Annotated in this window: 27 protein-coding genes; 18 read left to right on the forward strand and 9 right to left on the reverse strand. The window is 33.7% G+C overall.

Translation table 11 applies throughout. The features are described 5' to 3' along the window. Positions 1-32: 32 nt before the first annotated feature. Both purE and C1X07_RS15950 read left to right on the forward strand, forming a co-directional pair. Positions 33-518: a 5-(carboxyamino)imidazole ribonucleotide mutase gene (purE, locus tag C1X07_RS15945; protein ID WP_103071027.1), complete on the forward strand. Its 486-nt coding sequence runs from the start codon at positions 33-35 to the stop codon at positions 516-518. Positions 519-1097: 579 nt separating this feature from the next. Further along, complete coding sequence (locus tag C1X07_RS15950) at positions 1098-3119, forward strand: M3 family metallopeptidase (protein WP_103071028.1); 2022 nt, start codon at positions 1098-1100, stop codon at positions 3117-3119. A 169-nt stretch (positions 3120-3288) separates the two neighbouring features. Here C1X07_RS15950 and C1X07_RS15955 read toward each other — a convergent pair whose 3' ends face one another. Beyond that, positions 3289-5664 carry a M20/M25/M40 family metallo-hydrolase gene (locus tag C1X07_RS15955; RefSeq protein ID WP_103071029.1) on the reverse strand — a complete coding sequence of 792 codons (2376 nt, stop codon included), beginning with the start codon at positions 5662-5664 and terminating at the stop codon, positions 3289-3291. A 219-nt stretch (positions 5665-5883) separates the two neighbouring features. Here C1X07_RS15955 and C1X07_RS15960 point away from each other — a divergent pair, with 219 nt between their 5' ends. From C1X07_RS15960 to C1X07_RS15995, 8 genes are all read left to right on the forward strand, one after another. Next, positions 5884-6387, forward strand: a complete 504-nt coding sequence (locus C1X07_RS15960; protein ID WP_103071030.1) for a GbsR/MarR family transcriptional regulator — start codon at positions 5884-5886, stop codon at positions 6385-6387. Positions 6388-6476: 89 nt separating this feature from the next. Beyond that, complete coding sequence (locus C1X07_RS15965; protein ID WP_103071031.1) at positions 6477-6920, forward strand: hypothetical protein; 444 nt, start codon at positions 6477-6479, stop codon at positions 6918-6920. Positions 6921-6931: 11 nt separating this feature from the next. Then, entirely contained in the window at positions 6932-7813 is an 882-nt protein-coding gene (locus tag C1X07_RS15970; protein ID WP_103071102.1) for a methyltransferase domain-containing protein, read from the forward strand. Positions 7814-7825: 12 nt separating this feature from the next. Continuing rightward, positions 7826-8743, forward strand: a complete 918-nt coding sequence (locus C1X07_RS15975; protein ID WP_103071032.1) for a TIGR01777 family oxidoreductase — start codon at positions 7826-7828, stop codon at positions 8741-8743. Continuing rightward, a complete protein-coding gene (locus tag C1X07_RS15980; protein ID WP_103071033.1) occupies positions 8740-9195 on the forward strand; it encodes an SRPBCC family protein in 456 nt (151 codons plus the stop codon). The genes C1X07_RS15975 and C1X07_RS15980 overlap by 4 nt, the downstream gene beginning before the upstream one ends. Before the next feature lie 120 nt (positions 9196-9315). After that, a complete protein-coding gene (locus C1X07_RS15985) occupies positions 9316-9870 on the forward strand; it encodes a sigma-70 family RNA polymerase sigma factor (RefSeq protein ID WP_103071034.1) in 555 nt (184 codons plus the stop codon). 5 nt (positions 9871-9875) lie between these two features. After that, the gene (locus C1X07_RS15990; RefSeq protein WP_103071103.1) at positions 9876-10130 is read left to right on the forward strand and encodes a hypothetical protein; all 255 of its coding nucleotides are present in this window, start codon (positions 9876-9878) and stop codon (positions 10128-10130) included. A gap of 41 nt (positions 10131-10171) precedes the next feature. After that, complete coding sequence (locus tag C1X07_RS15995) at positions 10172-10432, forward strand: hypothetical protein (RefSeq protein WP_103071035.1); 261 nt, start codon at positions 10172-10174, stop codon at positions 10430-10432. Here the strand turns inward: C1X07_RS15995 and C1X07_RS16000 are convergent. Further along, positions 10421-11251, reverse strand: coding sequence for a UbiA prenyltransferase family protein (locus C1X07_RS16000; RefSeq protein ID WP_128755301.1), 831 nt, complete (start codon positions 11249-11251; stop codon positions 10421-10423). The two genes, C1X07_RS15995 and C1X07_RS16000, sit on opposite strands and share 12 nt — an antisense overlap. 137 nt (positions 11252-11388) lie before the next feature. On the opposite strand from C1X07_RS16000, the gene gcvP reads away from it, so the two are divergent. The 6 genes from gcvP to C1X07_RS16030 all read left to right on the forward strand — a co-directional run bounded on the left by gcvP (position 11389) and on the right by C1X07_RS16030 (position 18276). Continuing rightward, on the forward strand, positions 11389-14247 hold the full coding sequence (gene gcvP / locus C1X07_RS16005) for an aminomethyl-transferring glycine dehydrogenase (protein ID WP_103071037.1): 2859 nt from the start codon (positions 11389-11391) through the stop codon (positions 14245-14247). Between the two features lie 65 nt (positions 14248-14312). Then, positions 14313-14681 (forward strand): group III truncated hemoglobin, encoded by a 369-nt coding sequence (locus C1X07_RS16010; RefSeq protein WP_241507272.1) that lies wholly within the window; start codon positions 14313-14315, stop codon positions 14679-14681. A 118-nt stretch (positions 14682-14799) separates the two neighbouring features. Then, positions 14800-15858 (forward strand): 3-oxoacyl-ACP synthase III family protein, encoded by a 1059-nt coding sequence (locus C1X07_RS16015; RefSeq protein ID WP_103071039.1) that lies wholly within the window; start codon positions 14800-14802, stop codon positions 15856-15858. A 160-nt stretch (positions 15859-16018) separates the two neighbouring features. Next, the gene (locus C1X07_RS16020; protein WP_103071040.1) at positions 16019-16732 is read left to right on the forward strand and encodes a hypothetical protein; all 714 of its coding nucleotides are present in this window, start codon (positions 16019-16021) and stop codon (positions 16730-16732) included. A 111-nt stretch (positions 16733-16843) separates the two neighbouring features. Further along, positions 16844-17374: a class I SAM-dependent methyltransferase gene (locus C1X07_RS16025; RefSeq protein WP_103071041.1), complete on the forward strand. Its 531-nt coding sequence runs from the start codon at positions 16844-16846 to the stop codon at positions 17372-17374. Between the two features lie 44 nt (positions 17375-17418). Further along, positions 17419-18276 carry a glycosyltransferase gene (locus C1X07_RS16030; RefSeq protein WP_103071042.1) on the forward strand — a complete coding sequence of 286 codons (858 nt, stop codon included), beginning with the start codon at positions 17419-17421 and terminating at the stop codon, positions 18274-18276. Positions 18277-18695: 419 nt separating this feature from the next. Here the strand turns inward: C1X07_RS16030 and pafA are convergent, their stop codons facing one another. Next, positions 18696-20336: an alkaline phosphatase PafA gene (gene pafA, locus C1X07_RS16035; protein WP_103071043.1), complete on the reverse strand. Its 1641-nt coding sequence runs from the start codon at positions 20334-20336 to the stop codon at positions 18696-18698. A 114-nt stretch (positions 20337-20450) separates the two neighbouring features. Here pafA and C1X07_RS16040 point away from each other — a divergent pair, with 114 nt between their 5' ends. Continuing rightward, positions 20451-21188, forward strand: a complete 738-nt coding sequence (locus C1X07_RS16040; protein ID WP_103071044.1) for an MlaE family ABC transporter permease — start codon at positions 20451-20453, stop codon at positions 21186-21188. After that, on the forward strand, positions 21188-21952 hold the full coding sequence (locus C1X07_RS16045; protein ID WP_103071045.1) for an ABC transporter ATP-binding protein: 765 nt from the start codon (positions 21188-21190) through the stop codon (positions 21950-21952). Before C1X07_RS16040 ends, C1X07_RS16045 begins: the two co-directional genes overlap by 1 nt. Before the next feature lie 89 nt (positions 21953-22041). On the opposite strand, the gene C1X07_RS16050 is transcribed toward C1X07_RS16045, so the two are convergent. The 6 genes from C1X07_RS16050 to C1X07_RS16075 form a co-directional block, all read right to left on the reverse strand. After that, entirely contained in the window at positions 22042-22329 is a 288-nt protein-coding gene (locus C1X07_RS16050; RefSeq protein ID WP_103071046.1) for a YciI family protein, read from the reverse strand. 33 nt (positions 22330-22362) lie between these two features. Further along, positions 22363-22902 (reverse strand): DinB family protein, encoded by a 540-nt coding sequence (locus C1X07_RS16055; RefSeq protein WP_103071047.1) that lies wholly within the window; start codon positions 22900-22902, stop codon positions 22363-22365. A 7-nt stretch (positions 22903-22909) separates the two neighbouring features. Further along, positions 22910-23818, reverse strand: a complete 909-nt coding sequence (gene nudC / locus C1X07_RS16060) for an NAD(+) diphosphatase (RefSeq protein WP_103071048.1) — start codon at positions 23816-23818, stop codon at positions 22910-22912. Continuing rightward, complete coding sequence (locus C1X07_RS16065; protein WP_103071049.1) at positions 23815-24147, reverse strand: winged helix-turn-helix transcriptional regulator; 333 nt, start codon at positions 24145-24147, stop codon at positions 23815-23817. Before C1X07_RS16065 ends, nudC begins: the two co-directional genes overlap by 4 nt. 449 nt (positions 24148-24596) lie before the next feature. Next, the gene (locus C1X07_RS16070) at positions 24597-24986 is read right to left on the reverse strand and encodes a hypothetical protein (RefSeq protein WP_103071050.1); all 390 of its coding nucleotides are present in this window, start codon (positions 24984-24986) and stop codon (positions 24597-24599) included. A gap of 35 nt (positions 24987-25021) precedes the next feature. Beyond that, positions 25022-26467, reverse strand: coding sequence for a DUF389 domain-containing protein (locus C1X07_RS16075; RefSeq protein WP_103071051.1), 1446 nt, complete (start codon positions 26465-26467; stop codon positions 25022-25024). Between the last annotated feature and the right edge of the window lie 2 nt (positions 26468-26469).

Genomic DNA, 26469 nt, shown 5'->3' on the forward strand with positions numbered 1-26469 from the left:
AAAATTGATATAACAAAAAAAAGATTAATGTAATGAGTAAAGTGGGAATAATAATGGGTAGTACCAGTGATATGCCTGTAATGGAAAAAGCTATTGATGTACTAAAAGGTTTTGATATTGAGGTCGAAGTTGATATTGTCTCGGCACACCGTACCCCTGAAAAGCTCTTTGATTATGCAAAAAATGCCCATACCAGAGGGATACAAGTTATTATCGCTGGTGCAGGTGGAGCAGCACATCTTCCTGGTATGGTAGCCTCGTTATCACCTCTACCAGTAATTGGGGTTCCTGTCAAATCACGTAACTCAATTGACGGTTGGGATTCTGTTTTATCTATTCTACAAATGCCTGGTGGAGTTCCTGTAGCTACTGTAGCTTTAGACGGTGCATTAAATGCCGGTATTCTAGCAGGTCAGATTATAGGATCTGGTGACAAATGTATTTTGGATAAAATTATTATGTATAAAGAAGGTCTAAAACAAAAAGTAATCGAAGGAGCTAAACAGATCAAAAAATAACAAAAAAAAAGAGCTACTTTTCAGTAGCTCTTTTGAATATCAGGTCTTACAAAAGAATATAACAATATTTATTAACCAACTTAAATATATTACACAAAAAATTCATCGTAAGACCATTACTCTTAAAACCTAGAACAAAGGTAAAACCTTACTTTTATTACACCATAAAAGTAATGCTAAAATATTCAAACTTTCGACAAAATACCTATTTCATCGATAAAAAACACTTTTTTAAGCTTTAAGAGCTTTTTTTTGATTGAAAAAACGGACGTAAAAACAGAACACCACCCCAAAAAAGAGGTTTTTAAACAAAATTTCAATACAAAAGAGCCGCAAAAATTGCAGCTCTTTCGATATATTTGGTCTTCGCTTTAGAAAATTATTAATATTCATACCCCAAATAGAAATAACCATCGAATCTAAAACTAGACCATACTAATAAACCTGATCAAATCTATCAGTATAAAATTTAGTTTGGCTAAAAATCGATACAACTCAGAAGCAATTTTCGACGAAAGGCTATTTTTTTCGATATAAGACATATACAATTAATAACATAGAGAAATTATCATTAAACCAATGAAGAATCCATTATTAAAAATCTTTGATACCGCACCATTTTCAGAAATAACTTCAGATCATTTTTTACCCGCAATAAAAAATGGTATCTCAATTGCAAAAAAAGAAGTAGATGCAATAGTTAACAACCCAGAACCCCCATCGTTCTCTAACACTATTGAAGCTTTAGATTATAGCAGTGAATTACTCGATAGAGTAACAAGTGTGTTTTTTAATCTTAATAGCGCAGAAACCAATGAAGATATTCAAAAAATAGCACAGGAAGCTTCTCCTCTACTTTCAGAATTCAGTAATGACATATCACTTAATCTGGATCTATTTAAAAGAATTGAAGTTGTTTACAAAAAAAGAGAAACATTGTCTCTAACTCCTGAGCAATCAAAACTTTTAGAAAAAAGATACAAGTCCTTTTCTAGAAATGGAGCCAGTCTACCTAATGAAGAAAAAGAAAAGCTTAGAAAACTAGATACCGAACTTTCTACCTTAAGCCTAAAATTTGGTGAAAACGTATTAGCCGAAACCAATAAATTTGAAATGCTCCTTACTAATGAGGCTGATTTATCAGGGCTTCCAGAAGGTGCAAAAGAGGCAGCAAAAGCATTAGCCGAATCCAAAAACAAAAAAGGTTGGTTAATCACTCTAGACTACCCTAGCTATATTCCTTTTGTCACCTATGCTAACAATCGTGAATTACGTAAAAAACTCACGCTTGCATTTGGTGCTAAAGGTTTTAATAATGATGATCTGGACAATCAAGATATTGTTTTAAAAATTGTAAACTTACGACATCAACGTGCCCGTCTTTTGGGGTATTCATCTCACGCCAACTATGTTTTAGAAGAAAGGATGGCTGAAACTCCAGATAATGTATTTTCTTTTTTGAATGAAATTTTAGAAAAAGCAAAACCTGCAGCAGAAAGAGAGTTTAAGCAATTAGAATCCTTTGCAAAAGAATTAGACGGCATAGACAAACTTCAGAAATGGGATGGGGTTTATTATACTGAAAAATTAAAGCAAAAACTATTTGATCTTGACGATGAAAAATTAAAACCATACTTTAAACTTGAAAACGTAATTGATGGTGTTTTCACAATTGCTTCAAGATTGTTTGGTCTTCAATTTGAAGAAACCAATGATGTGGATAAGTATCATGAAGAAGTAAAGACATATCATGTTACAGATGCAAAAGGAAACTATGTTTCATTATTTTATGCAGATTTTCATCCAAGACCAGGAAAAAGAAATGGGGCATGGATGACTTCTTACAAATCGCAAATGAAGAAAAATGACAAAAACATAAGACCTCATGTTTCTATTGTTTGCAATTTTACAAAACCGACTCCCAGCAAACCTTCTTTACTAACTTTTAATGAGGTAACAACCCTGTTTCACGAATTTGGACATGCATTACATGGTATGCTTGCGGATACTATGTACCCTGGATTATCAGGAACAAGTGTATCTTGGGATTTTGTTGAATTACCAAGTCAGGTTTTAGAAAATTGGTGCTACCAAAAAGAAGCCCTCGAGTTATTTGCAAAACACTATGAGACCAATGAAGTAATACCGATGGAACTAATAGAAAAAATCAAAGAATCTGCAACCTTTATGGAAGGTATGAAAACTTTGCGCCAGCTGAGTTTTGGACTGCTGGATATGTCCTGGCATGCACAAGACCCAAGCTCTATTACAAATGTAAAAGAGCATGAAGAAAAAACTTTTGCAACAACTACCTTATACCCTAGTATTGATAAAAATTGTATGAGTACTGCTTTTTCACATATTTTTCAAGGTGGTTATTCTGCCGGGTATTACTCCTATAAATGGGCAGAAGTATTGGATGCAGACGCCTTTGAATATTTTAAAGAAAATGGGATTTTCAACAAAGAAATAGCCACTAAGTTTAAAGAGCATGTATTATCCAAAGGAGGTACAGAAAATCCAATGGTGCTATATAAACGTTTTAGAGGTCAGGAGCCCAAACCTGAAGCTTTGCTAAAGCGCGCAGGGTTAATTAAATGAATTAATAAAAAATGTCAAACTGAGCCTGTTTATATATTCTGACTTTTAATAGTATAGTCTTTAACAAGCTCAGATTGACTGACATTTTTGCTAATGCTTTTTATACTTTGAATTTACCGTAATGAAATTCTCCTTTACAGTAAATTCAAAGTATAAAGGGTATACTCCATTATTTTACGATCATCTGTTTTGTATAGCTTTTTACCCCATCAAAAAGAGTCAAAAAGTATATTCCTGAAGAAAATTTTGAAGTATTGATCTCGGTAGCTTTAGTTATTAGCTTAACCTCCTGCAGTATATTACCCTTCACATCAATAATAAGCATACTGCTACTGGTTTTCCATAAATTATTGTTTACTGTTACGGTTATATTCTCTCCTGCAACAGGATTAGGATAAAATTCGAACAAAGAATTGTTATCTACTAATGCTACTGGAGCAAAACTTCTTGCCGAAGCCCCACAGGGTCCTATAAGAGTCCAACCACTATTAGTTCTTTCATAAAGATACCCTTGGTATGTAACACGATCTCCCGGTTGGTATGTTTGTGAACTACTATAAGGAGGCACTCCGGCACAAGGATCAGAGCTACCGCCGCTAGTAGTAGCACTAACTGCTGTGCTGGATGCAGAAATATTTCCGGCAGCATCCTTGGCCTTAACACTAAATTGATATGTAGTACTGGCTGTTAACCCTGTAATACTTGCCGTAGTTCCAGAAACAGAAGTTGAAACTGTATTTCCTTTGTATACATCATACCCAGTCACTCCTACATTATCAGTAGCTGCATTCCAAGATAAAGTTAGTGAGGTTTGAGCTATATTAGATGCAGTTAACCCTGAGGGGGCAGAAGGAGCTTGAGTATCTCCTCCACCAGATCCGCCAATCACCACAGTATAATCTTCTACTTCGCCATACTGAAAAGATTCACATGAAGTAGGTATCGCATTATATTTCATAGACACTCTCATTCTTGTTTTTCCATCTTTGGCACTTGACGGCACCGTAAAACTACCACTAACCGGAGAAGTTTTTGAAGCAGTCTTTGACCATACTTGCTCCCCAGCATCAGCAAAATCTCCATCTTGATTATAATCAATCCAAACAGAATACCCTTCACTATATGTTGTACCCGACCATGTTGGTGTGATAGTTATTGTATTAGAACTTCCTTTAGACAGATTAGTCGATTCTGCAGTAAAATCACTATACCCTCCAGCTGCAGCCGTCGATGTTTTGTTTATTGCTCCCAAAGCCACTCTACTAATATACTCATCAGAAGTACTTTGCCCATTAGATGAACAATAATTAGATGGATTACCTCCTCCAGAAACTCCATTAGAAATTTCTATCAAATATTCTAATGCCAATTTTGCAAACTTGGCTGCATGGGTAGCATTAGCTGTTGGAAATCTAGACGATGTATCTCTGGAAGTATGAATATGAGGATTACTTTCACTAAATCTAGCTTCAATTGGGAATGCTGTTTCATACCCTTGCTGTGCAAAACTATGATGATCAGAACATCCATAATTACAGGCAGAATTGCTGTATGTAATTTTATGAGCGCCGGAAGCATTGTAGTGATCCATTAATTTCTTCAAAAAATTATTTAAAGATGTACTATTATATGTATCTGTGGTAATAAAAATATCTCTTGTAGAGCCTTTATAATTTGTCATATCCAATTGCATATAACTAACAATGTTTACATTTCTCCTCTTATAGTCTCTTGCGATTTCTTTAGAACCGACTAACCCAACTTCTTCGGCAGCAAAAGCCATAAACTCAACAGTACGTTTAGGTTTAAAATTCATACTAAACAATACTCTGGCTGCTTCAGTAATAGTAGCAATACCCGAAGCATTATCATCTGCACCGGGAGCATTATTCTGCCCTTCTCTTGATGTTGAATCCAGATGCCCTCCGATCACCACATACTCATCTGGTTTTTCACTACCCGTAATAGTCATTATAACCGATGGCATCGAAGTATTAGAATGATTTACAAGCCTTACAGATACATCACTACGATTACCTGCTATATTCTGCCACTTTGTTTTTAGATCCCTAGAAGCTCTTGCTGCACTACTTTTGGTATGGTATCTTGTTCCATAATTCTCAAGTTCTCTAATTTGAGTTTCAATATTAGAATTATTCACCAAGCCCAAGCTTTGGTATACCAATTGATCTTGAGTAATTTGAAAAACAGCTACATTTTTTGATAATGAATTCTGTTTGGTTTGCTTAATAGCATATACTTGCTCTATGGTATTTATAGCATCTTCCTTAGAATTTTCATAAAAATATCCCGGTCCATGCCTCAATCCGGTATGATGTAACTCCTTTGCCGAATGCTCATTGAGCATCACTGCACTATACTCTTTAAGAGATTTAATAATTTTAACATCCTTAGGATGATTTCTTTTTAGTTTCAATGCGTCCTGAGTATCCATAGTCGCATAAAACATCTTAGGGCGTTCTTGTGCTGATAACGAAAGCACAAGCATCGTAGCTAAAGCCCCTAGTAAATTTTTAGGTTTCATAAGTTGAAATTTGTGATTAAACTCCAAGCTATCAAAAAGGGCATACTTGACCAATATAAATGTGTCCTATATCAGTACTTATATGTCCTAAAACATAATTTAGTACACTTATTAAGGAATGTTACCACCAAACCTTTTGCTAAAAACTAAGCAGAGCTAAAAAATCAATTTAATTTTCAATATTTTTTGAAAGTTTGAAATATTTTATATATTTGCTCTATGGATTACAATGAAGCAAAAAACAAATTTATTTCTACCTGGGGATCATTAGGAACATTATGGGGCATTAATAAAGCGATGGCACAGATTCATGCATTGTTACTAATATCTCCCGAACCACTCTCTATGGAAGATATCATGGAACAACTACAAATCTCTAGAGGAAATACCAGTATGAATTTGCGGCAACTCATGGATTGGGGTATTGTCTTTAAAGAAAATAAAATTGGAGAAAGAAAAGAATACTTTACTTCTGAAAAAGATGTGCAAGAACTTGCTAGACAAATAGCTAAAGAAAGAAGTAGACGAGAGCTACAACCTACAATAAAAATATTAAAAGATGTCTCAAATATAGAAGAAGACGGCACCGATAAAACTAAAGAATTAATAAAACAAACCAAAGCATTACATGAGATGGCTGACACTTTGGATGTTTTAATGAATAAAGTTATAGGTCAGGATCATAATTGGATTACAAAAGCTTTGGTTAAACTGATTAAATAACATACATCAAAAAAGCAGAAAGGAGTATTTCTCCTTTTTATTTTCAATTATAGTTTCAATTTTTTCTGAAATTTTAAAATTTTATAAATATGAAAAATTATATCCCAAACTGGTTACTAATACTTGGAGGTATCGGGCAAATCTTTACAGCATTGATATATCCATACATAAGACATAAAGTATTTGACTGGTATAATGATGTCAAACAGTTAAAACCACTTAATCAAGAAATCGCAAAAACTTATGGAAGATATATCCAAGGACTTAACTTTTCATTTGGATTGATTACGATTCTGCTTGCCTCTAATCTCAAAGAACAATCAGGATTATCTATCGCTTTAACGGGTTTAATCGCAGCTTATTGGGTAGGAAAAGTGGTAACTCAAATAGCTTATTACCCAATGTACCAAATACCTCAAAAACAAACATTTAAGATAGGAAGTTATTTTATGAACTGCTTATTTGTCTTTTTTGCTTCTGTCTATACTGTATTGGTAATCTATAATTGCATTGGCTTTTTCAACCTTATATAAACTTAAAAATTATGAGTACACTAACAATAATACATAAGTTAAAGCTTAAAAAGTCTGTAACAAGAGAAAAAATAATCAAGTTTTATGATGAGGCAACAGAGGATTATGAATTTTGGAGCAAAGATTTCAATATGCATTTTGGATACTATATCCCTTTTAAAACCAGTATCCTGAAAAGAGATTCAATGCTTAATGAAATGAATCAGCAAGTATATAATCGTTTGCAGGTTAAAAAACAAAATTCATTGGTTGCAGATCTTGGTTGTGGTATAGGTGGTGTTATACAATATGGATTAAGAAAATATCCCCTTATACATATAATAGGCGTTACCTTATCTCCTTTTCAAGTTAATGAAGGGAACAAAAGGCTAAAACATAAAAACGGTTTAATTCTGGAAGAAAATTATTGCCATACTTCTTTCAAAACTAATAGTATTGATGGCGCTTATGCCATAGAAAGCTTTTGCCATTCTGGTCATAGCAAGCAAGCATTGCAAGAAGCTTACAGAATCTTAAAACCTAATTCAAGATTAGTTATTGCAGATGCATTTCTAAAAAAAGATGAAGAACAACTATGTATTGGTAGTAACTACTGTTATGAACAACTTTGTAAAGGCTGGAGCTTAAAAGGTTTAGGAAGTATTCAAAAAACAAAAAATACTTTAGAGCAAATAGGGTTCAAAAATATTACTATTGAAGACATATCGCATAGAGTTGCCCCCTCAGTGCTTCATGTACCATTTGCAATTACAGGATTTATACTAAAAAAAATATTTAGAAAAGAAACCTTAAAGCCTCAAAGCTGGAAAAACCTAAAAGGGTCATTGTTTGCTTTACTTTCTGGCTTACACATAAAAAGTTTTGGCTACTATTTAATCACCGCAGAAAAATAAAACCACATTACAATGAAAAAAATCGTAATCGCAGCAGGAACAGGTTTTCTCGGCAAAATACTCATCAATCATTTTGCTCCAAAAGCTAATACTATTATCGTTCTAACCCGTGGAGAGAACAGAACAGAAAACAACATCCAATTTGTTCATTGGGATGCCAAAACTCTTGGAAATTGGACAAAAGAATTAAATGGAGCAGATGCCCTTATCAACATGGCTGGCAAATCAGTAGATTGCAGATACACCAAAAAAAACAAAAAACTAATTCTCGATTCTAGAATTCAATCCACAGCTATTTTGGGCAAAGCCATCAAAATATGTCAAAATCCACCCAAAATTTGGATTAACTCTTCTACAGCAACAATATATCGCCATTCACTGCACAAAAAAATGGATGAACAAGAGGGAGAAATAGGTTCAGGGTTTTCTGTTAACGTAGCGACATCATGGGAAAACACATTCTTTAGCCAACAAACTCCCGCAACCAGAAAAATTGCGTTGAGGACTTCTATTGTTTTAGGACAGAAAGGAGGAGCCTTTCCTCCTATTCTAAACCTGGTCAAAATTGGGTTTGGAGGAAAACAAGGGAACGGTAATCAGAAAATTAGTTGGATACATGAAATCGATTTTGCCAGAAGTATTGAATTTATAATGCATACCCCTCATATTAAGGGAGTAATAAATATTGTTTCTCCACAACCTACTACCAACTCCATCTTTATGAAAACCTTAAGAGAAATTATAAAACCCTCTATAGGAATTCCGTTATCGAAACCAATACTTAAATTGGGTGCAAGAATCATTAAAACCGAAACAGAGCTAATACTCAAAAGTAGAAATGTAATCCCAGGAAAACTTGATCATAACGGATTCAAATTTTCATTCCCCAACTTGGAAAAAGCACTACAAAACCTTACAAAACAATCATGACGACTATTTACCTCAAAACCCTAATAAAAGCTCCCATAGATCAAACTTTTGATCTGGCAAGAAGTATTGATTTTCATATTAAATCTTCAGAAAAAACTAAAGAAAGAGCTATTGCCGGTCGTACTTCTGGGCTAATAGAGCTGAAAGAAACAGTTACTTGGCAAGCAAAACATTTTGGGGTGTCTTGTATTCATAAAAGTCTTATTACAGCTTTAGAATACCCAAATAACTTTACAGATGAAATGATTAGAGGACATTTTAAAACCTTCAAACACCAGCATATTTTTAACAAAACACATTCTGGAACCGAGATGATCGATATAGTCGAATATGAAACACCATATGGGGTTTTAGGTAGATTGTTTGATATTATTCTCTTAAAAAAATATCTTATCACATTTCTAACCACCCGCAATCAAGCCATAAAATTGCACTTGGAAAACAAAAATTGAGACATCAAAAATTATAGATATAGATTATTCAAATATTGATATAGAGCATTCTTTCTGTGAAGCGTTTATAAGATTCAACTTTTTATCCTATTTTTGATAAATATAACAATCGAAAAAACCATGTCAACAAACACCATAGACCCCAATACATGGGTGGATAAATACAGTGATTATCTGTTTAACTATACCATTGTACGAGTTGATGATAAAGAAATTGCGCAAGATCTAGTACAAGAAACATTCTTTGCGGGACTTAAGTCTATGAAAAATTTCAAAGGAGAAGCAAGTGAGCGTACCTGGCTCATTTCTATTCTAAAAAGAAAAATCATTGATCATTACCGAAAAATTAATAGCAATAAGGGCAAGGCAGAAGTAAGAATAAATTACACTTCTGATTCTGAAACAGAAGGAGACTGGTTAGAAGAGCGAGTAGCCGATCCATACGATGCAAACGCTGAAGGTGAAATTGAAAATAAAGAACTTGGCTTGGCAATACATAATTGTTTGGGAAAATTACCTCATAAACAAGCTAGTATTTTTAAAATGAAAACAATACAAGGTTTCGATACTGAAGCAATTTGTAATGAATTTGATATTACCGCGTCTAACTTATGGGTTATTATCCATAGAGCACGTACAGCAATGGCAGAGTGTTTAGAAAAAAATTGGTTTTAGGAAAAATGAGTAAAAGAAAAGGAATTTTTGTAAGTTGTCCAGATGCGAATCACTTTTGTGATAAGAATCAATATAAAGAAGCTACGTTTTGGGAAAAAGTAAGACTTAATATTCATCTTATCTATTGCAGGGCATGCAGGAAATATTCTACTAACAATGGTAAATTAACCAAATTAGTCAAAGACCCAAAAGTCATTAGCATTAATAGAACAGATAAGGAAGCAATGAAAGAGCGATTAAAACAAAAAATGCAACAGTAATTTAACACCCTTAAGTAAAAAAATTACGCCAACACATAACAATGAAAACTACTAATAAGAATAAGCTATTTGTATCCTGTGAAGAAGCAAAACATATTTGTGATAAAAATCAATATGGAGAAGCCTCTTTTTTAGAAATAGTAAGACTTAATATTCGCTTGGTATATTGTAAGGTTACTCGCGCTTATTCAAAAAGAAATACAAAACTCACCAAAACTATTGACAAAGCCAATACACATGTCATTAGCCCTTCTGATAAAGAAGTAATGAAACAACAGATAAAAAAGAAGTTATCTAAATAAATTTTCTAGGATTATCAATATCACAAACCACATTATTGGAATACTCTCTATCCAAAAGGAGCAATAATACTCTGATTGTTTTTTTTCTGTACCCCATAAGAAAAGTAAACTAATTGTAGTGATTAATATTGTGCTCAAAATTTCTATCGAAGATAACAACTCAACTTTTACGGCTGTTAACAATAAAAAAAGCACCAATAAAACACTTCCAAAAACCTTGGTTCTAGTTACCCCAATTTTTTGAGGGATTGTTTCTAGAGCTGTAGAATCATATTGAAGATCTCTTACCTCAAAAGGTAACATCATAACAACAATAAATAAAAAACGCTGAATCATTTCGATCAAAAAATCAAAATCCAAATTCACGTTAGCATGTACAAGAGGAACCAGTACTGTTATTCCTGCCCATACCATCCCAATAATAAAAATCTTTACCCCGGCAAGACTTCTTAAATTTCCTTTGTTAGGAAAAATAGGTACTGCATACAATACAGTAAGCACTATAAATGGTAACATATATACCAACGTCTTAAGAGATATTTTGAACGCAAAAGAGATAAATAACAAACATGTAATAGCCGTTAAAACCTGGATACCTTTCATAGACTTGGTCAACCTTCTATGGTATAGCTTGGAGACTTTAGAGTATTTTACAAAATTATAAGCAGTAACAGCTCCAAAAAAACTAAAAAAAAGAAAAGTATGCTGCCCTGATATTCCAAATTTTATAAAGGTCACTTGTACTAGAGCACACATCGCCAGAGCTACATGAATACTACCATTTATATAAAATTTGAATATGCTTTTTAAGGTTTCCACGTTGCGGTTTTAGGGTTATCTGTTAATAAAACCCGAATTTGGTTAAAAACTCGATATATCTAGGTTAATTAATTGTGAAAGTTTTAGTAATTAAATATGTATTTTTGCCGTCTCAATTTCAACTGTTCTTTTTCAATATGAAAACTGATTCATTTAAACTACGTCATATAGGTCCGTCAACAAAGGATCTCGGCGAAATGTTAAACACAATTAAGGTAGATTCTATACAACAATTAATCTATCAAACTGTCCCTGATGATATTCTGCTAAAAACTCCACTGAATCTTGCTTCAGCAATGAGTGAACAAGAGTATTCTGCCCATATACAAAAGCTTTCTGCAAAAAATAAAGTTTTCAAAACCTATATAGGTCTAGGATACCATGAAGCTTGTTTACCTGCTGTTATTCAACGAAATATCTTAGAAAACCCAGGATGGTATACAGCATATACCCCATATCAAGCAGAAATTGCACAAGGTAGGCTTGAGGCTTTATTAAATTATCAGACGATGATCTGTGATTTAACTGGTATGGAACTTGCAAATGCTTCGTTATTAGATGAAAGTACGGCTGCCGCAGAAGCAATGACTATGCTATATGCTGTGCGATCAAGAGATCAGAAAAAAAATGGGGTAAACAAATTTTTTGTTTCCGAAGAAATATTGCCTCAAACTCTTTCTTTATTACAAACAAGAGCTACTCCTCTTAATATTCAACTAGTAATAGGGGATCACCAACAATTTGATTTCTCAAACGAGTTTTATGGTGCGATTTTACAATACCCTGGTAAATCAGGTCAGGTATATGACTATGCTGATTTTGTAAAAAAATCCCACCAAGCAGAGATCAAAGTAGCAATAGCTGCTGATATTCTTAGTTTGGTATCTCTTAAATCTCCTGGAAGTTTTGACGCCGATGTTGTTGTAGGAACAACACAACGTTTTGGAATCCCATTAGGATATGGAGGACCTCATGCAGCTTTCTTTGCTACAAGAGAAGAATATAAAAGAAATATCCCCGGAAGAATTATTGGTGTTACTCAAGATACAAATGGTAATCGTGCCCTTAGAATGGCATTACAAACCAGAGAACAGCACATCAAACGAGATAAAGCAACTTCTAATATCTGTACTGCACAAGTATTACTGGCTGTAATGGCAGGGATGTATAGTGTATATCACGGACAAGAGGGATTAACATATATTGCTTCAAAAGTTAATGCTTCTGCATCAACATTGAGCACTGCTCTAGAAAAGTTAGGTTTTCACCAACTTAACACTGCTTATTTTGATACTATTCGTGTACAGGCTAATGCAAATAAAATAAAAGAGATAGCAGAAACTAATGACGTAAACTTTTACTACCCCGATTCTGAAACAATTTCTATTTCTTTAAACGAGGCAACAACGGTTAACGACATTAATACTATTATATCAATTTTTGCTCAGTCGGTAGAAAAAGACACAATTGTAATAGAAAAAATAAGTGACTCTAATACCATTCATGACAACCTAAAGCGTAATACAGAATTCTTAACAAGTGATGTATTTAACACTTATCATTCTGAGACAGAATTGATGAGGTATATTAAAAAACTAGAGCGCAAAGACCTCTCATTAAATCATTCTATGATCCCATTAGGATCATGTACAATGAAACTTAATGCAGCATCCGAAATGCTACCTCTTAGTGATCCTCAATGGGGAAACATACATCCTTTTGTACCAATACAACAAGCAGAAGGATATCAAATTGTTCTTAAAAAGCTTGAAGAACAACTTACAGAAATCACTGGTTTTGCTGCTACTTCATTACAACCGAATTCTGGTGCTCAGGGAGAATTTGCTGGTCTAATGGTGATCAGAGCCTATCATGAATCAAAAGGAGATCATCATCGTAACATTTGTTTAATTCCGTCCTCTGCTCATGGTACCAATCCTGCTTCTGCAGTTATGGCTGGAATGAAGGTGGTTGTTACCAAAGCTACCGAAGAGGGCAACATCGATGTAGAAGATCTTAGAGAAAAAGCACTAAAACACAAAGATAATCTTGCTGCTTTAATGGTAACTTACCCATCTACACATGGAGTGTATGAATCAGCTATAAAAGAAATCACTAAAATCATCCATGATAACGGAGGACAGGTGTATATGGACGGAGCTAATATGAATGCTCAAGTTGGTCTGACTAATCCAGGAGTGATTGGTGCAGATGTATGTCACCTGAATTTGCATAAAACTTTTGCAATACCACATGGTGGTGGTGGTCCTGGCGTAGGTCCTATTTGTGTAGCAGAACAATTAGTTCCTTTTTTACCAGGTAATCCTATTATTGCCTCTGGAGGTGATCATGCAATTTCTGCAATTTCTGCAGCACCTTGGGGCTCCGCTCTGGCATGTTTAATATCTTATGGATATATCACAATGCTTGGAGCAAAAGGACTGAAAGAAGCTACCGAGTATGCAATTCTAAATGCTAATTACATCAAAGAGCGCCTTGACGGAGAATATGATGTATTATATGTCGGAGAAAGAGGAAGAGCCGCGCATGAAATGATCATTGATTGTAGACCTTTTAAAGCAAACGGTATAGAAGTTACCGATATTGCAAAACGACTTATGGATTATGGCTTTCATGCGCCTACAGTATCTTTTCCTGTAGCAGGAACCATAATGATTGAACCAACCGAAAGTGAAAGTAAATCAGAATTAGATCGTTTTTGTGACGCCATGCTTTCTATACGCCGTGAAATAGCAGATGCCAACCTCGACAATCCTAATAATATAATGAAAAATGCTCCCCATACCATGGCAATGCTAACTGCCGATACATGGGATTTCCCTTATACAAGAGAACAGGCAGCATATCCATTACCTTATATAACTGATAATAAATTTTGGCCATCTGTACGTCGTGTAGATGATGCTTATGGTGATAGAAACTTAATCTGTACCTGTACTCCTATCGAGGAATATATGGAAGAAACAGATGCTTAAAAATTAACTTTTTGAAATTATAAAGAGGCGACTTTATAGTTGTCTCTTTTTTATTAAAACAGTAAATGATGAAAGATATTTCTTCGAGAAAAGATATAGAGTTTATAATGAAATCTTTTTATAATGATGCATTTAAAGACCCTGTAATTGGTAAATTCTTTACAGAAATAGCAAAAATTAACCTCGAAGAGCATATTCCCGAAATAACCGACTTTTGGGAACAGCAATTGTTTAGAACGGGTGGTTACAAAAAGAATGTAATGCAAATTCATAAGAATTTAGACCATAAAAAAAAGTTAGAAAAAATTCATTTTGACACTTGGTTATCTCTATTTCGCGATACGGTTAACAGTAATTTTAAAGGAGAAAAAGCAGAATTAATTAAAACAAGAGCCCTATCCATTGCTACAATGATGCAATTAAAAATAAAGTAACTTTTTTCGCTCTCAAAATCATAAATAAGAGGTTGGGTATCGTAAATCATACTATGCGCGCATAACAATATACTTTGTAATACTTATCTTACGACTCCATAACCTATAATTGGAGACAATGAGTATCAAAATAACCGGCACAGGTAGCTATATCCCTAATGAAATTGAAAAAAACAACGCTTTTGTTAATCATCAATTCTTTACGGGTGACGGATTGCAAATTAAACAAGATACCACTACTATTATAGACAAATTTAAAAAGATTACTGGTATTGAAGAGCGTAGATATGCATCCCCCCAACAAAACACTTCGGATCTGGCATTTCTCGCTGCAGAGAAAGCAATACTAAACTCCAAAATTGACCCAGAAACCCTTGATCATATTATCGTAGCTCATAATTTTGGAGATGTAAATAAAAATTCCTCTCAAGCAGATACCGTTCCCAGTCTTGCTGCCAGAGTAAAACATAAATTGCAAATAAAAAACCCTTATTGTATTGCATATGATGTACTTTTTGGCTGTCCTGGCTGGATAGAAGGTGTTATACAAGCTCATTCTTTTATTATAGGCAACAGGGCTCAAAAATGTCTAATTATCGGGGCAGAAACTCTTTCGCGAGTGGTAGACAAACATGATCGGGATTCTATGATTTACTCAGATGGATCAGGAGCAGTCATACTAGAAAAAACCAATGAACCTGGAGGAATAATCTCCTCTATAAGTGCCTCTTATACTCTTGAAGAAAGTAATTTTTTATTCTTCGGAAAAACATATAAAAATACCTCAGACGATGAGAATAAGTATATCAAAATGTATGGTAGAAAAATATATGAATTTGCTTTAAACAAAGTTCCTAATGCAATGAAAGCTTGCCTTGATAAAACAGATTTTCATATTACCGATATCAAAAAAATCCTCATCCATCAAGCCAATGAAAAAATGGATGAAGCCATTGTAAAGAGATTCTATGATCTTTATGACAAAGCAGTTCCCGAAGGGATAATGCCCATGAGCATACAAAAGCTAGGAAACAGTAGTGTTGCTACTATCCCTACCTTATTCGATCTTATATTAAAAGGAAAAATAAAAAATCAATCTATTAATAAAGGGGATGTCTTACTATTTGCCAGTGTAGGGGCAGGAATGAATATTAATGCATTTTTATATCAATTTTAATATTTTCACCTCTCTTCGATCGTATTTCTCAAATCTCTTTTATCGACAAAAACACATTTTTTATCTATACTTACATCATATATAGCAACAGTATACCCAATATCATAAAAGAAATTATATATTTACCCGCAATAATTTAAACTCAAATTCACTAATTTTTATGAAAATTACTACGCAATTAATTTCAACTTTACTGTTGTTAGTATGTGTTAATGTATCCACACATGCTCAAAACTTCTTACCGGGATTTAATGGTTTCTCAAAAAAGAAAACCTCATATCTTCATATGGATGGAGGAGAAGTCATTAAAGGAAATCTCAAAAAGTTAAAATATGAAAAAGGACTTATAGAAGAAGTTAAAATAAGAGACCTTAATGACAAAAAAGTAAAAATTAAACCTGATAATATCTCGTTTATGTACCTTCCGCCAAGTGGTTTGGCTAAATTGGCAAACTTTACAGATTTTATTACAGATGCAGACCAATGGAATAATGAAGATCTAGATCAAAACCTATTCAAAAGTGGATATGCCTATTTTGAAAAATCCGAAGTAAGGGTAAAGAAAAAAACTAGAGCATTAATGGTACAACTCGTAAACCCTTCTTTTTGCGAAAAGATTAAAGTTTTTCAGGATCCTTATGCCAAACAAACTGCTAGTATTGGTATTGGTCCACTAAAAGCTGGTGGAATTTCTAAGTCATATTATGTTAAAAAAGGTGACGAAGTAGCTATTCGTCTTAAAAAGAAACATTATGATGAAGAATTCAAGATGTTTTTTGGTGACTGCCCTGCTTTAATTGAAAAGTATGGAGATAATCCAAAATGGTCTGAATTTGCAAAACATATATACGAATATACAAAAGAGTGTAAGTAATACACCTCACTACTATATAAAGAATGGGATACTTAATCGTATCCCTTTTTTATTTAAAAAAATAGCATAATTTAGCCTCTAACAAGAAGGTGAAACCAATACAAATAATTTATGTACGAAGGAAGTTTTCCTCATAAACGGTATCAAAAAACATTAGAATTTCTTAGAAAAAATGTACCCGCTCCTGGAACAATTTTAGATTTGGGTGTTAGAAATCCTTTTGTAGAATTTATGGAAAAAGAGGGGTACACTGTCTCAAATACTGCTGGAGAAGATCTGGATCTTGATACGGAAACCGTTAAGACAAAAAATACCGATATTGTTACAGCTTTTGAAATTTTTGAACACCTCATTGCTCCTTTTAATGTATTAAGGGACATTAAATCGGATAAACTAGTAGCCTCTGTACCTTTAAAATTATGGTTCTCTTCTGCTTATAGAAGTAAAACAGATCCTTGGGACAGACATTATCATGAATTTGAAGATTGGCAATTTGATTGGTTACTCGAAAAATCAGGGTGGAGAATAGTAGCTAGAGATAAATGGACCCACCCAATAAAAAAGGTTGGTTTGCGTCCTATATTGCGGTTTTTTACTCCCAGATACTATATTGTGTATGCAGAAAGAGTAAAAACTCTTTAATTTGTTTTTAATTTCAATACCTTATCAAAGTTTAAAATCACTTCTTGAAAATATATATTATCATACCGGCTCATAATGAAGAAGGTTTTATAACCAAAACTCTTGATTCTTTAGTCTCACAGACTTTTCTTCCTGAAAAAATAGTCGTTGTAAATGATAACTCAACAGACAAAACTAGAGTTATTACAAATGATTATATAAATCGATATGATTTTATCTCTTTGGTCGACACCAGCTCTTCTTCTGAGCACATGCCCGGTAGTAAGGTGATCAATGCTTTTTATCAAGGTCTCAAAACACTTGATACTAATTATGATATCATTTGCAAATTCGATGCAGATCTCATTTTTCCATCTAATTATTTAGAAAAAATCGTACATCATTTTAATGCTAATGATCAAACAGGAATGGTTGGTGGATTTTGCTATATCGAAAAAGGCGGTAGTTGGGTATTAGAGAACCTAACCAACAAAGACCACATAAGAGGTGCTTTAAAAAGCTATAAAAAAGCATGTTTTGAAGATATCAAGGGACTTAAACCTGCCATGGGATGGGATACTATTGATGAATTGTTAGCACAGTATCATCATTGGGATATAAAAACAGACACTTCTTTACATGTAAAACACTTAAAACCTACCGGCAATACCTATAACCCAAAAGCAAAATATAAACAAGGTGAGGCTTTTTATCGTATGCGATATGGCTTTGGGATTACATTGATCGCCTCAATCAAACTAGCACTACTAAAAAAGAAACCCATTCTGATCAGTGATTATCTTTTGGGATACCTCAAAGCTAAAAAAAGCAAACAACCCTACCTGGTTACTAAAGACGAAGGAATATTTATTAGAAAGCTTAGGTGGAATAAGATTATAAAGAAGATTTCTAAAATAAAATAATAACGAGATATTTCATTTTTTTCATTCATATATTATGCATCTAAGTTTGAAAAACTTGTTATCCTGCTTCAAAAAACTCATAGAACCCAAGGTAACGGCGTATCCTTCTTCAAAAAAGTCATAGAACTCAAGGTAACGGCGTGTCCTGCTTCAAAAAACTCATAGGACTCAAGGTAACGGCGTATCCTTCTTCAAAAAAGCCATAGAACTCAAGGTAACGACGTGTCCTGCTTCAAAAAAGTTATTGAACTCGGGGTAACGACGCGTCCTCCTTCAAAAAACTCATAGGACTCAAGGCAACGGCGTATCCTTCTTCAAAATATCCAAAAACCCCAAAAGCATCCACATATTACTTTGGATACCAGACTTAACAAAAAAACTTGCTTTTCTGTCTTCTTAGCCTAAATCAGCACTAATAATTATTTTAACACAAAAGGCAAAACCTTTCCGGTAGCTCCATTAGGAAAAGAAATCCCTAGTAATGCTGAAATTGTAGGTGCTATATCCGGAATATGTGTTTCTTGAGTTGTACTTCCCTTTTGTATACCATGGCCAAAAAATAATAAAGGCGCATGCGTATCATATGGCAAACCACTACCATGTGTAGAACCTGTTCTTGAGTATGATATTGTAGCTGGATCCATAACAACCACTATATCGCCACTTCTTTTTTGATTATACCCTTTTTGAATCAAAGCACCAATACCCGTAGTATATTGCCCGTTTTCTAATTGATACCTGGTAAACACCTTATCTATCTGGTTTTCTTGTAATATAAAATGAGCAAGTTTTTTCTGTAATTCCTCTGGAGCAACAGAATGTTTTTTCAAACCTGCATAATGAAAAAATATCTGATTATTTGATATATTTTCAATCAACTCCCCTGTCTTGAATTCTTCTTTTACAAATGTTTTCACCTTTTTGGCAAACCCATCTCTATCAAAATAACCTGCAGGAATTTTAACCGATTTCAAATATGCAGGTACATGTACTGCTCCGTGATCTGCCGTAAGAAACACTGTATATTGACCTTTACCTACTTTGGCATCGAGGGTATTAAAAAAACGCTCTAGATCCTTATCCAATCGTAAATAGGTGTCTTGAACTTCTTTAGAATTTACTCCAAAATTATGTCCAACATAATCTGTACTCGAAAAACTCACGGTAAGAAAGTCTGTAATCTTATCTGCTCCCAATTGCTCGCCATCAATAGCGGCTATTGCAAAATCTGTAGTTAAGCTATTTCCATAAGCTGAGGATTTAATAATATCGAATCCAGAATTCTGATCTTTTAGCTTTGCAAAATCATAAGGAAATGTAGCTGTCTCTTTTCCTGTATATCCTCTTTCAAATTCATTAAGATCAGAACCACTTTCTATATAAGTATTAATATCATATAGTGTATTCCATACTCTTAAGTACGATTCTGCCCGATCAGAATCATTAAATTTTTTAACCCAATCCGGTAGTTCATTACAATAATAGGTACTTGTAATCCATTTTCCTTCATCTTTTCCTCTAAACCAATAGGCTCCATTAGCCGAATGCCCTGCTGGTAAGATCGCCCCCCGATCTTTTATAGCAATTCCAATGGTTTTTCCTCTCAATTGAGTATGTAACCTGTTTTGATCGGCAACCGTAGATGTTTTCATACGACGTGGAGACATTTTTTCTAAGTGTGTATCTGACCCTACCGCTTTTACCAAAGAATCACTTGCACAATATACCATGGCTTTACCAAATTTATCATACCAATGATTGGATATTATACCATGATTTTTTGGTGTTGTCCCTGTGTAGACCGAAGCGTGTCCTGGTCCAGTATAAGTAGGCACATAGTTAAAGTGATTATTTTTACAATTAAACCCTTCATTAATCATACGTTTAAAACCACCCTCACCAAATCGATCATAAAAACGAGTAATATAATCGTATCTCATTTGATCCACTACAATACCTACTACTAATTTTGGCGAATGGTTAACACGCACTACCTCTTGCCCTCTACCTGAAATACAGCTTATGGCGACGGATAAGATCAGGAATATATTCTTTGTCATTACTATTTTAAATTTAGATCGCTAAAGTACAATTTGTACAAATGTAAAACTTTAATGGAAGGTTAAATGCTATGGATTTTTTTTTTTCTATTTTAGCTTTTCTAATAATAATACATGTTTTACCTAGACGATATTGGTCGCTATTTTTTGATGTTAAAGGGTGTTTTTAGTCGAATGACTAAAAGATCGGTGATACGTAATCTGATATTTAAAGAGATTGATGATCTAATTATTGGCTCTTTAGGGATAACAGTATTCCTTGCTTTCTTTATTGGCGCTGTTGTAGCGATACAGACAGCTCTAAACCTTACAAACCCTTTAATACCAAAAAAGTTAATAGCTTTTGCTTCCAGGCAATCGGTTATTCTTGAATTTGCTCCTACTTTTATTTCTGTTATTATGGCTGGTAAAGTCGGCTCATTTATTACTTCAAGTATTGGAACTATGAGAGTTACCGAGCAGATTGATGCTTTGGAAGTAATGGGGATTAATTCGCTTAATTATTTGGTCTTCCCTAAGGTTATTGCAATGCTAACCTATCCTTTTATTATTGCTATCGCCATGTTTACTGGTATATTTGGTGCCTACATTGCAGGAGTATATGGTGGATTTATTTCTAGCTCAGAGTTTTTGACCGGATTACGAGAAGAGTTTATACCTTATCATCTGATTTACGCATTTATAAAGACGTTTTTATATTCCTTTTTACTAGCTACTATACCTTCTTTTCATGGGTATTATATGAAAGGAGGCGCATTAGAAGTTGGTAAAGCAAGTACATCTGCCTTTGTATGGACTACCGTTTCTATTGTAATATCTAATTATATTCTCACTCAATTATTATTAAGCTAATGATAGAAGTTACTGATTTACACAAAGGGTTTAACGGAGAAGATATTTTAAAAGGTATTACGACTGCTTTTGATAGAGGCAAAACTAATCTTATCATCGGTACCAGTGGAAGTGGAAAAACCGTTTTCTTAAAATGCTTGCTTGGTCTTTTTACACCGGAGCAAGGCTCTATTTGCTATGATGGCAGTACATATTCTGATCTCAACAAACAACAACAAAGGGATTTGAGAGAACAAATGGGAATGGTTTTTCAAGGAAGCGCCTTGTTTGACTCTATGACCGTAGAAGAAAATGTGATGTTTCCTTTAATGATGTTTACCAAACAAAAGAAAGAAGAAATGCTCGAAAGAGTTCATGAAGTTTTAGCTCGTGTAAATCTAGAGAATGCTAATAATAAACTTCCATCTGAAATCAGTGGAGGAATGCAAAAACGAGTAGCTATTGCTCGGGCTATTGTAACAAAACCAAAATACTTATTCTGTGATGAGCCTAACTCAGGACTGGATCCCAGAACCGCCATAGTTATAGATAATCTTATTAAAGAAATCACCGAGGAGTATAATATTACAACAGTAATCAATACACACGATATGAACTCTGTTATGGAGATTGGAGAAAAAATAGTATTTCTTAAAAATGGATATCTAGAGTGGGAAGGTGACAAATCTCAAATCTTTAAAACGGATAATAAAGCGGTAACAGACTTTGTGTACTCTTCAAATCTATTTAAAAAAGTTAGAGATGCACAGTTAAAAGGATTGTAACATTCTAAATCTTTTTTGTTTTAGAGCACACTATAACTTCTACTTCTAAATCAGTTTTTGTCTTAATCTAGAAGTTTCCGAATGTATTATTACTTGATATAATGCCCTAAACCTACGACGCTCAATAAAGGTTTAAACTCTATTAGACTGTATTCTGCTATTTCCTTTTGAATCAAAGGATCTTTACTCAATATTTTATGAACTTCTTCTTCTGAGTCGCAATTTGCTATTATAACCCCTCCATTTCTTGGAGATTTAGGACCTCCTAATACAAACTTCTCTGCTTTGTATTGTGTTAAGATATAATTGCGATGAGCTTCAGTGAAACGATTAACCTCTTCTATTGGCTTAATAAAGTTAAAGTTGATAATAAACATAATTATATTTTATATGTATTAATCTTAATGTTCTCATGATTTTATTCCTAAATATCGTTCTTTTATGATATTAAAATGTCTTAGTTCATGACCGGCAATATGATACGCCAACCCTCTGACTGTTCTTTTATTAATATTACCTACAGATGTTCCATTTCTCATAAAACAGTTATCTGGCAAATATTTAAATAGCGTTATAGTAGCTTTTCTTACTGCCTCGTATTCCTCAAAAATACTTTCTAAACTCCTGTTGTTTGCTTCAGAAAATAAGGCATAGCTATTTTCTTCGAATCCAGGCAAAGGTGTTTTATCATTACGTGCATATCGTAAAGCGCGATATGAAAAAATACGTTCATCATCAATGATATGGACTAAAATTTCCTTTATTGTCCATTTATTGTCAGCATATCTATAATAGAGCTTTTTCTCGGGCAAATTGTATATGAACTTTTTGATAGTAATAAAATTATTCCATAAATGGTATAATATTTTACCATCGTCTTTTAGTAAATCCATATAAATATGAGAGTAAGAAGGAAATTCGCCCAGTATAGGTTTATCTATTTTTCTCATAAAAACTTTAGTTTAGATTATTATCAACCCAGGTTTCTATTAAGAACCGTGCAATAGAGTCTGGTTTTGAAAGTATTAATTGGTTCTTTGATGTTAACTCTTTTATTTGTTTTGCAGAAAACCAGGCAGCATCCTTAATCTCTTCTCCATCTACCTTGAAGGTCATATCCTCTACCTCGGCAACAAAGCCCACCATTATTGAAGAGGAAAATGACCAGGGTTGAGAATCGACATAACGTAGATTTACCACATCTACATTCACTTCTTCCTTCATTTCTCTTACTACAGCATCTTCTAAACTTTCTCCTATTTCAACAAACCCTGCAAATGTAGAACACATATACCCTTTGTTCAATTTTCTTTTATTTAATAAGCAGAGAGACTCTCCTTCTTTGGCTTTATATTCAATCAAAACGATAATAGCCGGTGATATTTGTGGGTAAAAAATGGCAGAGCATTTAGAATTATTACATTTTCGGCTATGACCGTTTTCCTTACTTTTTGTCTTTGAACCGCAAACGCCGCAAAATCTACTTATTTGATTCCATTTATTTATACCAAGAGCATAAGCCAAAAGTGCTCCTTGTTCATTTGTTAACTCATCTACTAAGTCTCTCATATCATAAAACCCACCATTACCTAAAACTTCTGAAACATTCTCTACATCTTTTTTGGTTAATTGAGCGGTCCATATATTTTTTTCTTCACTCAATCCCAAAAAGGAAACATCCATAGATAAACTGTCGAATATTTCTATAGGAAATAGTGCAAGTTCTTTTTTCTCTTTTTTCAGAAAAAAGTAAAACTTTTGCTCTAATGAAATAATCAAAACATTAGTTACAGAAATATCGATCTGCACATTTCTATTTTGAGCCGCTCTATCAAAAAAAGGATCACTATAATATTGTCTTTTCATTTAGCCCTAAATTTTGTAGACCAGCTTTTTGCCCATTTCCCTAGAGGGGATAGTAATTCAAATAGTTCTTTTCCTTGATCTGTTAAAGTATATCCATCAAGAGATCTTTCAATAAGGTGAGACTCTGTCAACTCCTTTAATCGCTTATTCAAAGTAGTTGGAGATATGGATTCACAATATTCTTGTAATTTCCTAAAAGTACTAGGACCTTTATACAAATGCCATATAATACCCATAGCCCAACTTCTACCAAGCAGGTCAAAAAGAGCCATAATTGGTTGTCCTGTTTTTGACCCTCTGACGGGTTTTCCTGGTTTTGGTGTTGCCATAATTTTTTGCTACATATTTGATAGCAAAGCTACATAAAGTGTAGCAATTAAACAATAAAAAGCCACAATTCATTTTATACTGATTCCCTAAGCACTTTAAATGAAATAGCATGAAATATTTTATTCAGAAACGATTAAGGATATTTAAAAAATAATCTAATAAAAGGACAAGCAAAATAACCGATTGATTATTAGAAGAATAAAAAAAACATAACCGCTATATATTAAGGGTGATATACTCAAAAGATATTACCTACTAAACTTCGCAAGAAGTACACTAAATTTTCATCATACTCTATAAACCTAAAAAGAGATACCATCATAATGATGGTATCTCTTTTGTAATCATATCTTATTCTCTTGTAATATCTGTTACACAGAGCTATGTCACCGACAATAATTTTGGTAAATCTTTATCAAAATCATTTTACCTTACTACAACTACATCTTTAGTTTTTCCTTTTTAGGTATATAGTATCCATTTTCCAATGTTTTCCCTTTTTTCCACTTCCTCCATATCTATTAAAGGCTTTTATTGTATCTGCTACATACCCTTCTTTTTTTACAATCTCTCTAACCGATAAGGGTGGTGCTTCCATTGCTATCAAAACAATTTCCTTATATCTTTTTTCTTTCAACTCATAATACCCGGTAGAATCCGTAAGAGTTTCTCCTACCTTACACCCACTAATGGGTTGCATATTTTCTAAATCAAACACATACCCCGTTAATTTAGGTCTACTAAACCTGCTTACAATACAACTTTGCAGCAATATGAACACCCCTAATACAAATAGCACTCGTATCAATGTGTTGAGCTTAGAAGAAGTTTTAACCATAATTTCGCCATAAAGCTTTTCGCACAAAAATGACTCTATTCTATATATAAAGTATCAGCTTTCATCTCTTTAGTAATCCATTCTCGAAGGGCATTTTCTCTAATAGCATCCAAACTATCTGATACCTGAAATTTCCATCTAGGAAAAAGAACCTGAACTGTATCTACTTTAAGAAAATTTGATTTTTGCACTTCACCGTACCCTAATTCTGCTAGGTCAGGAAAACGTATTTTGGCATCTTTTGCTATACTGGCATATGGCATAACAGCAACCGGAACTACTGCATTTGCTTCTTTAAGCTGGGTTTCCATACTAGCAATCTGAATCTTTAAATCTTCAATTTCATCCAGTAGCTTATCATTTTCCTTTTCCACACGATTTAACTGCTCAATTGATCTGTCATAAGCTTTAGATATCTGATCAATCCCTCGTGATTTATTACCATTTATTGCTAATGCAAAACCACTAATACTAGCGTATTTTTTGATTTCATTTTGCAAATCACTTACTGTCGCTTCATTAATTTCTCCATCAAAATAAAGCTTTATAGACTCATTGTTATAGTCATAAAAATCTTTTCTGAGATATAAATTCTCGTTAGCATCGATTTCATTAGCCTTAAAATTTTTATAATCTCTCTCTGCATTACTTTCATTAAGCGTTACATAAAACGTATAACTTGCAGGTACCATTACTAATATTGCTAATAAAGAAGCAAATTGCGCGGTACGCTTTCTTTTTGCCGAATTGGCATATCGCAACATTGGAAAACGCAATAATTTAGAAACTATAAAAGTAGACAATGCAATAAAAGTAGCATTTATAGAGAATAGATATAATGCTCCAAAAGCATACCCTGGTTCTAGTTCTGCTATCCCATATCCTACTGTACACAAAGGAGGCATTAATGCCGTAGCAATAGCGACTCCTGCGATGGCATTTGCCATTGTTCCTTTTTTAGATTTTGCAACAATAAGTGCTAGTCCTCCAAAAACTGCAACCAAAACATCCAAAATGGTTGGAGCCGTTCTAGCCTCTAATTCTGGTGTTAATTCTGTTAAAGGAGATACCCAAAAATACAATGTAGCAGCAAGAACACTTAGACCTACCATTACCCCAAGATTAACCAATGAGCGCCTTAAAGTATCAATATCATTAATTGCAATGGACAAACCTACACCGACAATTGGTCCCATTAAGGGTGAAATTAACATGGCTCCTATTACTACCGCAGTAGAACTTACATTAAGACCAATTGAAGCAACAAAAACAGAAAAAATAAGAATCCATGCGTTATGCCCTTTAAAAGGAATATCTTTTTTAACATCTTCTATAGTCTGATCCTTATCAGTTTCTGATCTGATATCTAATAATTCTCTAACAAATGTATTTACGCTTGCAAAAAGCCCTTTGGCATCTCTTTTTACAGATTTTGCCATTTCTTCCTGATTAGAAGCAGGTTGATTTGTGTTCTCTGTCATTG

This window comes from Aquimarina sediminis, assembly GCF_002895435.1.
GTDB lineage: Bacteria > Bacteroidota > Bacteroidia > Flavobacteriales > Flavobacteriaceae > Aquimarina > Aquimarina sediminis.